14 protein-coding genes are annotated in these 12,228 nt (G+C 43.7%); all 14 read right to left on the bottom strand.

Annotation, left to right across the window (positions count from 1 at the left end; all coding sequences use genetic code 11):
* Positions 1 to 44 precede the first annotated feature (44 nt).
* Positions 45 to 1,142 (bottom strand): peptidoglycan DD-metalloendopeptidase family protein, encoded by a 1,098-nt coding sequence (locus AC25CA_RS15735; RefSeq protein ID WP_486814793.1) that lies wholly within the window; start codon positions 1,140 to 1,142, stop codon positions 45 to 47.
* A gap of 150 nt (positions 1,143 to 1,292) precedes the next feature.
* Positions 1,293 to 3,437, bottom strand: a complete 2,145-nt coding sequence (locus AC25CA_RS15740; protein WP_486814794.1) for an HD domain-containing phosphohydrolase — start codon at positions 3,435 to 3,437, stop codon at positions 1,293 to 1,295.
* Between the two features lie 129 nt (positions 3,438 to 3,566).
* Positions 3,567 to 4,589 (bottom strand): rod shape-determining protein, encoded by a 1,023-nt coding sequence (gene mreB, locus AC25CA_RS15745; RefSeq protein WP_486814795.1) that lies wholly within the window; start codon positions 4,587 to 4,589, stop codon positions 3,567 to 3,569.
* Between the two features lie 194 nt (positions 4,590 to 4,783).
* Positions 4,784 to 5,188: a F0F1 ATP synthase subunit epsilon gene (locus tag AC25CA_RS15750; protein WP_486814796.1), complete on the bottom strand. Its 405-nt coding sequence runs from the start codon at positions 5,186 to 5,188 to the stop codon at positions 4,784 to 4,786.
* Between the two features lie 12 nt (positions 5,189 to 5,200).
* Complete coding sequence (gene atpD / locus AC25CA_RS15755) at positions 5,201 to 6,601, bottom strand: F0F1 ATP synthase subunit beta (protein ID WP_486814797.1); 1,401 nt, start codon at positions 6,599 to 6,601, stop codon at positions 5,201 to 5,203.
* 17 nt (positions 6,602 to 6,618) lie between these two features.
* The gene (gene atpG, locus AC25CA_RS15760; protein WP_486814798.1) at positions 6,619 to 7,476 is read right to left on the bottom strand and encodes an ATP synthase F1 subunit gamma; all 858 of its coding nucleotides are present in this window, start codon (positions 7,474 to 7,476) and stop codon (positions 6,619 to 6,621) included.
* 27 nt (positions 7,477 to 7,503) lie between these two features.
* Complete coding sequence (atpA, locus tag AC25CA_RS15765) at positions 7,504 to 9,018, bottom strand: F0F1 ATP synthase subunit alpha (protein WP_486814799.1); 1,515 nt, start codon at positions 9,016 to 9,018, stop codon at positions 7,504 to 7,506.
* A gap of 28 nt (positions 9,019 to 9,046) precedes the next feature.
* The gene (locus AC25CA_RS15770; protein ID WP_486814800.1) at positions 9,047 to 9,589 is read right to left on the bottom strand and encodes a F0F1 ATP synthase subunit delta; all 543 of its coding nucleotides are present in this window, start codon (positions 9,587 to 9,589) and stop codon (positions 9,047 to 9,049) included.
* On the bottom strand, positions 9,577 to 10,083 hold the full coding sequence (gene atpF, locus AC25CA_RS15775) for a F0F1 ATP synthase subunit B (RefSeq protein ID WP_486814801.1): 507 nt from the start codon (positions 10,081 to 10,083) through the stop codon (positions 9,577 to 9,579). Before atpF ends, AC25CA_RS15770 begins: the two co-directional genes overlap by 13 nt.
* A gap of 39 nt (positions 10,084 to 10,122) precedes the next feature.
* A complete protein-coding gene (gene atpE, locus AC25CA_RS15780; protein ID WP_486814802.1) occupies positions 10,123 to 10,383 on the bottom strand; it encodes an ATP synthase F0 subunit C in 261 nt (86 codons plus the stop codon).
* A 44-nt stretch (positions 10,384 to 10,427) separates the two neighbouring features.
* Positions 10,428 to 11,111: a F0F1 ATP synthase subunit A gene (gene atpB / locus AC25CA_RS15785; RefSeq protein ID WP_486814803.1), complete on the bottom strand. Its 684-nt coding sequence runs from the start codon at positions 11,109 to 11,111 to the stop codon at positions 10,428 to 10,430.
* Positions 11,112 to 11,522, bottom strand: a complete 411-nt coding sequence (locus AC25CA_RS15790; RefSeq protein ID WP_486814804.1) for an ATP synthase subunit I — start codon at positions 11,520 to 11,522, stop codon at positions 11,112 to 11,114.
* Positions 11,497 to 11,772 carry an AtpZ/AtpI family protein gene (locus AC25CA_RS15795; RefSeq protein ID WP_486814805.1) on the bottom strand — a complete coding sequence of 92 codons (276 nt, stop codon included), beginning with the start codon at positions 11,770 to 11,772 and terminating at the stop codon, positions 11,497 to 11,499. Before AC25CA_RS15795 ends, AC25CA_RS15790 begins: the two co-directional genes overlap by 26 nt.
* A gap of 190 nt (positions 11,773 to 11,962) precedes the next feature.
* Entirely contained in the window at positions 11,963 to 12,205 is a 243-nt protein-coding gene (locus tag AC25CA_RS15800; protein ID WP_486814806.1) for a hypothetical protein, read from the bottom strand.
* Positions 12,206 to 12,228: the final 23 nt, after the last annotated feature.

A 12,228-nucleotide genomic window follows, 5' to 3' on the forward strand; every position in this document is an offset into this window, starting at 1 on the left:
TATTACATTCTTGTTCTTCGGATCCTTTCGGATCGTCAACAATTCTATTGCTCTAGGAATAACTCAGGGTCGATATAGGCCCCGTTGATTTTAATTTCATAGTGGATATGCGGTCCCGTACTAAGCCCCGTGCTACCCACTTTAGCAATGGTCTGGCCCTGTATGACTTCATCGCCCTTACTGACCAGTAACTTCGAGGCATGGGCATAAACTGTTTCCAGTCCATTGGCATGTTGAATCGTTACCATATAGCCATAGCCGTACTGATACCCGGCTGAAGTAACAACCCCTTCGGCAGTTGCAAAAATCGGTGATCCATAATCCCCAGGAATATCCACACCAGTATGATTAGACCGTCCATTTAATATTGGATGACGTCTTGTGCCAAAAGGAGAACTGATTCGTCTGCCTTCTACCGGCCAAATTCGAGGTACATCCTCCATAAAGGCCGTTAATTGCTCTTCAATTTCAAGCAGCCTATCCGTTTCTGGCGAGCCTTCTTCCATGGTTAACCAATCAGCAATCTCTGCCACATTGACAATCATATCGTCAATTTCTTCAGAAGAATCCATCAAGGGTTCAATTTCTTCCCGAGAACCCGACCGATCCTGCAATTGAATATTGGCCGAAAGCATATATGTTTGTGCCAGCACTTCCGTTTTTTCTACCAACACTTCCAACTGATCTGTCATCTCGCTGGTCGTTTCCCGGTAGTCTTTAATAATTTCCAGATCCTCGGCTATATCATCAGTCCTCATCGCCAACGTATTCTGCTGTGTTTCAATCAACTCGTCCTTGGCAACCGCTTGCGCCTGCAAACTTGCCACTTGCGTGCGAAGATCACCAACTTCTGCTGTCATCATCGTCACAAAAACAAACATTCCAACCACGGCAAGGCCTAAAGCCCATTTTAACTTTCGGCGAAAATGGCGAACATAATACACCTTTTGTTCTTGGTCTTTCAAATGATGAATCCGAATTTCAGTACTATGCTGCAGGAGAATTTCTTTCTCCTTGGAAAACCAATTCTTCGCCTTGCTTTTCCCTCGCATTATATCTGCACCCAGATCTCTCACTACCTGCCCCAATTGGGCCATGAGGCTTTTCGATTTTTCTTGATCGTTCTTGTTTTGTTTATTCAATCTCTTCCCCCGCTTCCCGTCGGTTTCCAGACGTAAAGTTATTATATCATCGATTCGGGGGTAATCTCAAGAATAATCTGAAAATGGAAATATCAAGCAGATTGTGTTCAAGCAATCGAACCTAAAGAAAAAACAGGGAGAAATCCCTGTTTATAGTATGCTTAAAAAAATGTCTATTAACTTTGGATCAAACTTTGACCCAGACTCTTGGCGCAAGATTTCTATGGCCTCTTCCCGACTCCACTTTTCCCGATAACACCGATCATGAGTCATGGCGTCAAAGGCCTCGATAATACCAATCAGCCGTGCCGTCAAAGGAATCTCATCCCCCTTTAGTCCATGGGGATAGCCCGTTCCATCCCAATGCTCATGGTGGAGCAAGATATCGTTCGCCACCAAGGCAAGATCATTGAGTCCCGAAGCAATCCGGTATCCAATCTCCGAATGCTTCTGCATAATATCCCATTCTTCCTTGTTTAAGGTATCCGGCTTATACAGTATTTCTTTTGGTGTCGCCAATTTTCCGATGTCGTGGGCATAGGCCAATTTTTTTAATGCCATTTTATCTTGATCATTCAGACTCATGGCATCCGCCATTTTGATCACCATGTCTTGAATTCGAGTGAAATGATCAAAATTTTCATGAGTACGCGAATCCAGAGATTCAATCAAAGTCGCTGACATACTGTCGCGCTCTTTCCGTTTCTCCCACAATTTGTTGCGGTACATCTGATCTTCCGCCTTTTGGTAGCTCTCCGCTAAGCGTTTCCCCTTGGATTCAATCACGCCAAAACCGCTAGAGACACTCGCTTGAATCGGTAGGTCAAAAGCACCCACTTTTTTTCTGATCTTCTTTTGCCGTTCAGAGATCTCATCAACTTCCACGTTTGGAATAATAACAGCAAATTCATCCCCGCCAATCCTGAAAATTTTTGTCGGAGTTTCAAATTCAGACTTCAAGCTTGCTGCAAAAGTCGTCAATAGCAAATCACCTTCACCATGACCAAATCCATCATTCAATAACTTCAAACCGTCCACATCAAACAGCAAAATTCCTACGGGATACTGCTCCTCGGGAAGGTTGCTACGAATATACCGTTCAAAGGCATTGCGATTATAAGTACCCGTCAAAATATCATGATGGGCAAGAAACTCAACGCGTTGCCGTTCCATTTTCTTCTCATCAATATCTCGGATTACGCCAATAATTCGCTTCGCTTTTCCATCCTTGTCATAAGCTACATTCTTCAAACTCATTTCAATCCAGCGCTCTATACCCTCAAGACGAAGGCGCATCTCAATTGAAAAAGCCTCCAATTGACCATCTAGCAATTTGCGTCGTTTCTCAGCAATTTCACCTTGATCAGCAGGATGAATATCCGAAAAGAAAGAATCAAAATCATCAATATTCATAATTTTACAGCCGTTAAAGATCCGCCCCTCTGCATGGACACGGTCCTCATCCATTTCAATATCCAAAAATGCAAGATCAGCGGTATCGATTGCCATTTTAAGCCGTTCTCTCTCAATTTCCAAATTCCGTTGTTTTTTCACCATGATAGTAACATCCGAAAAAATTGTAATGAATTTCATAATGGCCGGTGAGTAAGCATGAATTTTCCAATGCTTGTTCAAATCTTCACCATAGTGGATAAAATTCTTAGCCTGTCGATTGACAGCTACATCTCCATATTCTTTAATTAAAGAGAGAGGTGTTGCCGGCAGAATTTCCTTTACAGTTTTCCCAATCACATCTTCTCGCTTCAATCCCAATAGGCTACAAAACGATTGATTCACTTCTAAAAACCGATAGTCCACCGGATTTTTCTGGTCATCTAAAATAATCTGATGTACCGCAACGCCTTCTTCCAGATGCTTGAACACATTATAATCCGAACCCATGCTATTTTCACCGTATCCCAGCATCGACTTCAATTCATTTTTCTCCCGCAAGACTACATAAAGGTATGGATCCACTTGCTCGTTAAGTAAAGTTGCGGTGATCACAACGTCTACTAGCTGCCCATTCTTCTTCCGGTGAACGTCTAGCATCTCGCCGTAGCCATTTTCACGAATTTTCTTCCATCGGTCATTCCAATCTTTCTCTAGAAAGGTCTCGCTGATTTCCCAAATTGAAAGGGCTTTCAACTCTGTTATTGTATAGCCTAAAAAATCCAGTACTGCTGGATTTCCATAAAAGCAACGCCCGATTTCATCAATTAGAAACAAAGGATCTTGCACCCGTCGAAAAACTCGATCCATTTCTTTTAGCACATTGACTTGTTGTCCACGCATCTTTCGTCCTCTCCCTATTGGCCTAGTACCCTTATTGTACAAGATGACAGAAGAAGCGTCCAATAATTTACAATTATAAATTTCTTAAAAAAAATCAGCTCCCAAAAGGAGCTGATTACAATTCTTCATTTAATAATACATGGTATCTTTTTTCAACACGCTACTCGCCAAAACATCAAAATGTTCCAAAGCCTTTCCTGTCCCTACAGCCACGCAAGAGATGGCATCTTCGGCTACATAAACTGGAATGCCCGTACGCTTTTGCAACAACTTATCAAGACCGCCTAGCATGGAAGCGCCACCTGCCATGATAATTCCTTTGTCCGCAATATCTGCAGCCAATTCCGGCGGTGTTTTCTCCAAGACAGAGTGAACAGCATCGGCAATGGAGGCAACCGGCTCTTCAATCGCTTCACGAATTTCTGAAGAAGAAACCTTGATGGTTTTCGGCAAACCAGAAACGAGATTTCGACCCCGAGCATCCATATATTTTTCTTGATCCAAAGGATATGCAGAACCGATGTTGATCTTTAAATCTTCAGCGGTACGTTCTCCGATCATCATATTATGCTTCTTGCGCATGTATCGCATAATCGCCTCATCGAATTTATTGCCAGCAACCTTGATCGATCGACTCACAACAATACCACCCAATGAAATCACGGCAATATCCGTGGTTCCGCCGCCCATATCAATAATCAAATGGCCGTCGGGTTGCGTAATGTCGAGTCCAGCACCAATAGCAGCTGCCACTGGTTCTTCAATGAGATAGGTTTTTGAAGCACCCGCTTGGTTCGAAGCGGATACAACAGCACGTTTCTCCACTTCTGTTACACCACTTGGCACGCAGACAATAATCTTGGGTTTGAATAGAGAAGTCCCAATTGATTTCTTGATGAAATACTTCAGCATTTTTTCTGTCACATCATAATCTGAAATTACGCCGTCTTTCAATGGTTTAATCGCTACAATATTCCCTGGCGTACGACCCAGCATTTGGCGAGCTTCTTCGCCGACTGCTAAAATTTTGTTGGTATTTCTGTCCAAGGCAACCACCGAAGGTTCGCTTAAAACGATTCCTTTTTTTTCCACATAAACGAGGATGGAGGTGGTTCCCAAATCAATTCCGATATTTTCTCTAAAAAATCCCATTTTTTCACCCTGCTCTTTCCGCAAATTCGCTGTAATATTCTTATTCATTATATCATAGCCGCTTTTCATTCCAACATGAAATTATTAAATACCTTGAAGATTAACAAAAAATTAATACAGCTTTTACCCATTGACCTACAGAAAATGCTTACGGGTAAAGCTTCACCGTAAGAAAAAACCACTAGCCCCGAAGGCTAGTGGTTTCGTTTTGCTACATCAATTCTTGTAATGGCACGTCTGAGGGCTGCTTCAGCCCGAACCAGATCCAAATCTGTCGGTCCGTGCTTCAATCGATCCTTGGCACGCTCCATCGCCGCTGCGGCGCGATCAATATCAATCTCGTCCGGCCACTCGGCTGAATCTGTTACAATCATAATATAGTTTTCTTTCACCTCGGCATAACCGGAAGAAATGGCCGCTTCCTTCCACTGGCCCGCCTGTTTGATTTTCAATCGAGCAATTCCCAATTGTGTCACCATCGGATAATGACCCTTCAAGATCCCTAGGTCTCCTTCAGTCCCCCGAATAATGACCATTTCAACCTCTTCAGAAAAGAAATGGCGATTGGGTGTTACCACATCGAGTCGGAACGTTGACATCCGATCCCTCCTCTACACTTTCAGTGATTTTGCTTTTTCTATAGCTTGCTCTATGGTTCCCACATAAAGGAATGCTTGTTCTGGCAAATCATCATGCTTGCCATCCAAGATTTCTTTAAAACCGCGAACGGTTTCTTTCAGTGGAACATAGACGCCATTCATTCCCGTAAACTGTTCTGCGACCGTGAACGGTTGAGACAGGAATCGTTGAATCTTTCTCGCGCGGGTAACGGTCAACTTATCATCTTCCGACAACTCATCCATACCCAAAATCGCGATAATATCCTGCAGTTCTTTATAACGCTGTAGCATTTCCTGCACATCCCGCGCCACTTTATAATGCTCGTCTCCAACTACATAAGGATCTAGAATTCGTGAAGACGAATCCAATGGGTCAACGGCAGGATAAATACCCAAAGCCGCGATCCCGCGATCCAATACAGTTGTTGCATCCAAATGGGCAAAAGTTGTTGCCGGTGCCGGGTCAGTCAAGTCATCGGCAGGCACATAAACAGCCTGAACCGAAGTGATCGATCCCTTTTTGGTTGATGTGATTCGCTCTTGGAGCGCACCCATCTCCGTTGCCAATGTTGGCTGGTAGCCTACGGCTGAAGGCATACGACCCAATAGGGCGGAAACCTCTGAACCAGCTTGAGTGAAACGGAAGATATTATCGATAAACAACAAAACATCCTGTCCCTCTTGATCTCGGAAGTTCTCTGCAATGGTAAGGCCTGTTAAGGCAACACGCATACGCGCTCCAGGCGGTTCATTCATCTGACCAAAGACCAAAGCAGTCTTGGCCAACACGCCCGACTCCTTCATCTCGTAATACAAGTCGTTCCCTTCACGGGTACGCTCGCCAACGCCTGCAAAAACGGATAATCCGCCATGTTCCGTTGCGATATTGTTAATCAATTCCTGAATCAATACGGTTTTGCCGACGCCCGCGCCGCCAAAGAGACCGATCTTACCACCCTTTGCATAGGGGCAGATCAAGTCAACCACCTTAATTCCAGTTTCAAAAATCTCTGTTGAAGTTGCTTGATCTTCAAAAGAAGGGGCTGCCCGGTGAATCGGTAGATGAGGTGCGTCTGCAACATCATCCCCGCCGTCAATTGCTTTTCCGATTACACTAAACATCCGACCGAGGGTTTTTTCCCCTACTGGTACAGAGATTGGTGCGCCCGTATTGACCGCTTCCATTCCACGAACAAATCCATCTGTTGAATCCATCGAGATACATCGCACCATATCGTCTCCAATATGCTGCGCCACTTCCGCAATGACACTGCCATTCGGACCGTCAATCTCAATGGCCGTGTTCAATTCTGGAAGATTGCCAGCATCAAAACGAATATCAAGTACCGCTCCGATAATCTGTGCTATCTTTCCCGTTTTATTTTCAGCCATGGTTGCTCACTCCTTTATTACAATGCATTTGCGCCGCTGACAATCTCCGTGATTTCCTGTGTGATCGCCGCTTGTCGCGCCCTGTTTTTCAAAAGATCTAGGTCTTTGATTAATTCTTCTGCGTTATCAGTCGCACTTTCCATGGCAACCCGTCTTGCGCCCTGCTCACTGGCAGAGGCTTCAATTAAGGCTCCATACACGGCGCCAAAAACATACTTCGGCACCAAATAACCCAACACGACTTCTGGTGATGGTTCATATTCAATCAACGCTTGTCTCTTGTCCTTTTGAGAATCCTCTTTCAGACCTTCCGCAGGCAATAACTTCAAGACTTTCGGATCATAGGAAATAGTCGACTTAAAATGCGTATATACCACATTTACCTCGTCAACTTCACCCCGTTTGAATAGATCGAGGGCTATCTCGCCAATATGTTTGGCATCCGAAAAAATTGGTGCTTCCGAAATTCCACTGAAGGAATCGACGATATCGTAATTCCTACGAGCAAAATAATTTCTTGCTTTATTGCCAACGATCAACAGCTTTACCGAAGAGAGATCCGAGACTTGAGACTCCACCAACTTATTGATATTGGTGTTATAGCCTCCACACAATCCACGATCCGATGCCAAGACGATAAAGAGACGTTTTTTTACCTCTCTTGCATCCAGAAACGGATGTTTAATTTTGCCGGAGTTCGCGAGGATTTCTTGAATGCTTTCAATAACAGCAAGAGAATAAGGTCTAGTTCGATCCAATTGGGCACGAGACTTTCTTAGTTTCGCAGTTGCAACCAATTCCATCGCCTTGGTGATCTTCATCGTGGAATTTACCGACTTGATCCGGCTTTTAATCTCTTTCGCATTAACGGCCATTCAATCCCCTCCTTTCTTTCGGCTATTCTATAGGGTTTCTAAAAACTTTTTCTGAAATTCGAGGATTACTACATCCATGTTTTTTTGCACATCATCAGAAAAACTGGTATCTTCCAAGATCTGTGTCAATAATTCCGGATGATTTGCTTCCACATCAGCCAGTAATTCTGTTTCAAATTCCTTAACCTTCTCAACAGGAATAGGAGACAAATATCGCTTCTGAATCGCATACAAAATCAAAACCTGTTTTTCAACAGAAAATGGATTGTATTGCGACTGTTTCAAAACTTCCATAACGCGCGCACCATGATCCAAGGTGGCTTTCGTCGCGTCATCCAAATCAGAACCAAATTGCGCAAATGCTTGCAATTCTCGGTATTGCGCCAATTCCAGCTTCAAAGAACCCGACACCTTCTTCATGGCCTTAATTTGTGCGGCACCCCCTACACGGGATACAGACAAACCAGCATTCAAGGCAGGTCGTTGACCGGCGTTGAAAAGTTCCGTCTCCAAGAAAATCTGTCCATCGGTAATGGAGATTACATTGGTTGGAATATAGGCAGCAATATCGCCCGCTTGGGTTTCAATAATCGGCAATGCCGTAATCGATCCGCCACCGAATTCCGGTGTCAAACGTGCAGCACGCTCAAGCAAACGAGAATGAAGATAGAAGACGTCTCCCGGGTAGGCTTCACGTCCTGGCGGTCTCTTCAACAACAATGACATGGCACGATAGGCCACAGCATGTTTGGAAAGATCATCATAAATAATGAGTACATCTTTCCCTTGATCCATAAATTCTTCTGCGATGGCACACCCTGCATATGGCGCCAAATATTGTAGCGGAGCCAATTCGGATGCTGTCGCAGAAACGATCAAGGAATACTCCATCGCTCCATTTTTCTCTAATACTTCCATCAATTGTACAACTGTCGATCGTTTTTGACCGATAGCAACATAGATACAAATCACATCTTGACCCTTTTGGTTCAAGATCGTATCCACCGCTACCGCAGTCTTTCCAGTTTGACGGTCACCAATGATCAATTCCCGCTGGCCACGGCCGATGGGGATCATGGAGTCAATGGTTTTAATACCGGTTTGCAAAGGCACATCAACACTCTTACGGGTAATAACCCCTGGTGCTACCTTCTCTACCGGTCGGAATTTTTCCGTTACAATTGGACCCTTGCCGTCAATCGCTTGCCCTAAGGCATTGACAACGCGTCCGATCATGGCATCCCCAACGGGAACTTCCACAATCCGTTCGGTCCGTTTTACAACGTCCCCTTCCTTGATATGCTCATCAGAACCAAGTAAAACGACTCCGACGTTGTCTTCTTCCAAGTTCAACGCCATTCCAAATACGCCGCCTTCAAATTCCAACAACTCGCCTGCCATCGCCTTTTCCAGGCCATGGACACGCGCGATTCCGTCACCAACCGCAATTACGGTTCCAACATCAACCACATCAAGCTTGCTTTCATATCGTTTGATCTGTTCTTTAATAATTGAACTGATCTCTTCTGGTCTCAGATTCATAGATTCGGTTTCACCCCTATCGCTTGATTTACAGTGTTACCTGCTTTAATTCTTCCTGTAGGTTGTTGAGTTTCCCTTGAACAGATCCGTCAATGACTTGATCTTTCATTCGCAACAACACACCGCCAATAAGACTTGCGTCGACTGCATTTTGCAGACGAACCTCTTTACCCATTTTTTTCGAAAGAGAAGCTGCCATACGCTCAATTGCCTCAGGTTTCATAGCAATCGCCGTCGTTGCAACGGCTTCTACAATCCCTCGCGCTTCATGGTACAAGGCGATAAAGGCAAGTTGGATTTCCCTGATTTCACTTAACCGATGCTTGTCGACCAAGATAAATAGAAAATTCAACATCTCTTGTGTGATTTTTCCGGTAAATAGCTCTTGAAACATGGCTTTCTTTTCGGATTGAGAAACTTTTGGATGCTGCAAGATTACCTGATAATCCACTTCCGCTTCAAACAAATCCGCAATTGCAGACAACTCGTCCTTAAAAGCGTCAAGTAAGTTCTCCTCACTTCCGACTTCAAACAATGCCTCGGCATATCGCTTGGCAACTAGTTCTGCCATGTCGACTCGCCTACTTCATCAATAAATTGATCGATCATGGCCGCGTGATCCGCATCCGATAGATCGCGCCCAACAACCTTTGCAGCTGCAAGCACTGCCACATCTACGATCGCTTGTTTCACTTCATCTTGAGACTGCGCTTTTTCCAAGGCAATCTCTTTTTGTGCCCGTTGAATCAAAGCTCCTGCTTCTTGTTTCGCTTCATTCACCAAACGATCCGACAATTCTTCGCCTCGTTTTCTCGCCTGGTCAATAATCGCACGGCCTTCTTCTTTTGATTCCAAAATATGACCTTCATATTCCGATTTCAATTCATTCGCCGCCGCATTCATTTTTTCAGCCTCTGAAATTTCCTTTTGAATCGCCGCTTGACGCTTGGCTAAAAACTCCGTCATTGGAGCCCATAAGTACTTTCTAATGACCAAAAATAGAATAACGGTTGAAACAATCTGCAAGCTAAAATTATGAAGATCGGGCAATAAATTAATAGTCATGCTGCTTGCCCTCCTTTTCTACAATTACTTCGTGTCAATTTAAACGAAAGGATTCAAGAAAAGAAGAATCATCGCGATAACCAACCCATAAATACCGGTTGTCTCGGCGATCGCCTGGCCCATGACCATGGTTCGAATAATATCTCCTTGTGCTTCCGGTTGACGACCAACCGCTTCACAACCCTTACCTGCTGCATATCCCTGGCCGATACCAGGACCGATTCCGGCGATGGCTGCAAGACCCGCGCCAATTGCTGAACAACCCATTACAAACGCTTCACTCGTGATTCCTTCTAACATGTTTGTTTCCTCCTATACGGTTTTAATCAATGATTTAATGTTGCCTAGTCTTCCATGGCTCCTGAAATAAAGATCATGGTAAGAATTGTAAAGATAAAGGTTTGGATCAATCCTGCAAAGATATCAAAATACGCATGCAGGGCTGGTGCAAGAATTGGTGCGAACCAACCCAAAGCGCCGTAGAGCAATCCCATAATCAACGCGCCTGATACAATGTTTCCGAATAGACGAAATGATAATGATACAGGATTTGCAATTTCACCGAGCAAATTAATCGGCAAAAGAAGCGCAAACGGCTCTGTGAAACTTTTGAAGTAGCCCAATTTTTGTGACTTGAATCCAAAAAACTGAGTTAAGAAGAATGTCATAATGGCCAAAGCCAAAGTGACATTATAGTCCGATGTTGGCGGTGTAAAGCCAATCAATCCCAAAAGGTTAGCAATTGCCAAATAGATGGCCAGCATGCCAATGTAGGGTTCAAACCCTTTCCCCTTTTTCCCCATGGTTGATGCTACATAAGAGTTAATTCCCGTTACAAAGATCTCTAGGATATGCATCACACCTTTGGGCGGTTTTGTCGGGTCTGTAGCCTTGATTTTCCGACTCATGATCATAAAGAAAATACTTAAAATCAAGACAATGATGACACTGTTAACAAGGGTGTCATGAATAAAAATTTGTTGGTCTCCGAGGGCAAATTGCAACCCCATCCTACCTGTTTCTTCCACTTATCTCCCTCCTTTCTTACGGGTTTTACCTTGCAAACTTTGAAGCACAACATCTGCAAGTATCATACTCTTTACTAAAAAATAACCACAGGCTGTTGCGATTCCATTCGTCGAAGGCGAACGAAACGCAAAATATAAGACAATGCCGTAAATCGTATACCGAATCATGTACTGCCCCATGGCATATCCCTGAACTCGGCTTTGCGGCATTGATGTAGTTCGTATCAAAGAGAGGGTCATCAATCGAAAGTTCAATAGATTAATGATCGCTCCAATTAAAAAACCCTTAACAATTGGATTTGGATTCGGTAATACCAGGCTAAGGATTATGCTAATGACACCGGCAACCACAAGCCCTCGGCTGGTGATTCGTTTGACTGGATCTTCAGAAATCGGGTCCATCATCTTCATCCTCGTCCTCCTCTCCCCAGTTTTTTATGGGTTTGTTTTCTTCCTTAAGTCCCAAACGAAGAATGGTCATAAAACTGGTAGCAACCCCCAACAAAAGAAAGATTAGGGTAAAAACAAGGCCGGTTCCCAACCATTCATCGAGCTTCTTGCCCACGAATAAAGCAAGTAGAATCGTCGAAATAATCGTTATACCGATCTGCGTAATTAAAGCGACATTTTTCATGATCGAAACTTTTTCTTTCCGCTTCATACACCGTCCCCCATCTCTTTATTATATGACGGAATCATTTAAGAAGAAAATACAAAAACCATTACCAATATGTATTTTATCACGTTTCAGCATCTCTAAAAAGAAATTTCCCCTTAAACGCTGTAAACCGTGAATTTTTGGCATTTTACTCCAATTTTCAAATAGGAATCGTTTGCCTTTGTTAAATTTTTCATAAAGTTTTCAGATGCAAAAAGTAGACATGGATTCCAGCCATGTCTACTCTATCAACTCCATTGTCTCCAAGAGGATTCCCTTTACTTGTTAAATTAATAACATTTCTTTTCTCATAGTGTAATTCATTGGTCCAACCCTTGTCAAATGAAAATTTTCCCTCTTTCTTAAGCAGGACTCGCAGATCCTTGATTTCCACGGGCATTCCCCGCTCAGCTTTTTCGTCGTTTTGTATTTGCATCAATTGCCATCCCTTTTTAACCA

The organism is Gottschalkiaceae bacterium SANA (assembly GCA_036323355.1).
In the GTDB taxonomy this organism is placed as follows: Bacteria; Bacillota; Clostridia; order Tissierellales; family GPF-1; genus GPF-1.

What these genes read in the sequence shown, in the direction of transcription:
- AC25CA_RS15740 (WP_486814794.1), bottom strand. Translation starts at nt 3,437, where the DNA reads ATGCGTGGACAACAAGTCAATGTGCTAAAAGAAATGGATCGAGTTTTT.
- mreB (WP_486814795.1), bottom strand. Translation starts at nt 4,589, where the DNA reads ATGGGATTTTTTAGAGAAAATATCGGAATTGATTTGGGAACCACCTCC.
- AC25CA_RS15750 (WP_486814796.1), bottom strand. Translation starts at nt 5,188, where the DNA reads ATGTCAACGTTCCGACTCGATGTGGTAACACCCAATCGCCATTTCTTT.
- atpD (WP_486814797.1), bottom strand. Translation starts at nt 6,601, where the DNA reads ATGGCTGAAAATAAAACGGGAAAGATAGCACAGATTATCGGAGCGGTA.
- atpG (WP_486814798.1), bottom strand. Translation starts at nt 7,476, where the DNA reads ATGGCCGTTAATGCGAAAGAGATTAAAAGCCGGATCAAGTCGGTAAAT.
- atpA (WP_486814799.1), bottom strand. Translation starts at nt 9,018, where the DNA reads ATGAATCTGAGACCAGAAGAGATCAGTTCAATTATTAAAGAACAGATC.
- AC25CA_RS15770 (WP_486814800.1), bottom strand. Translation starts at nt 9,589, where the DNA reads ATGGCAGAACTAGTTGCCAAGCGATATGCCGAGGCATTGTTTGAAGTC.
- atpF (WP_486814801.1), bottom strand. Translation starts at nt 10,083, where the DNA reads ATGACTATTAATTTATTGCCCGATCTTCATAATTTTAGCTTGCAGATT.
- atpE (WP_486814802.1), bottom strand. Translation starts at nt 10,383, where the DNA reads ATGTTAGAAGGAATCACGAGTGAAGCGTTTGTAATGGGTTGTTCAGCA.
- AC25CA_RS15790 (WP_486814804.1), bottom strand. Translation starts at nt 11,522, where the DNA reads ATGAAGATGATGGACCCGATTTCTGAAGATCCAGTCAAACGAATCACC.
- AC25CA_RS15795 (WP_486814805.1), bottom strand. Translation starts at nt 11,772, where the DNA reads ATGAAGCGGAAAGAAAAAGTTTCGATCATGAAAAATGTCGCTTTAATT.
- AC25CA_RS15800 (WP_486814806.1), bottom strand. Translation starts at nt 12,205, where the DNA reads ATGCAAATACAAAACGACGAAAAAGCTGAGCGGGGAATGCCCGTGGAA.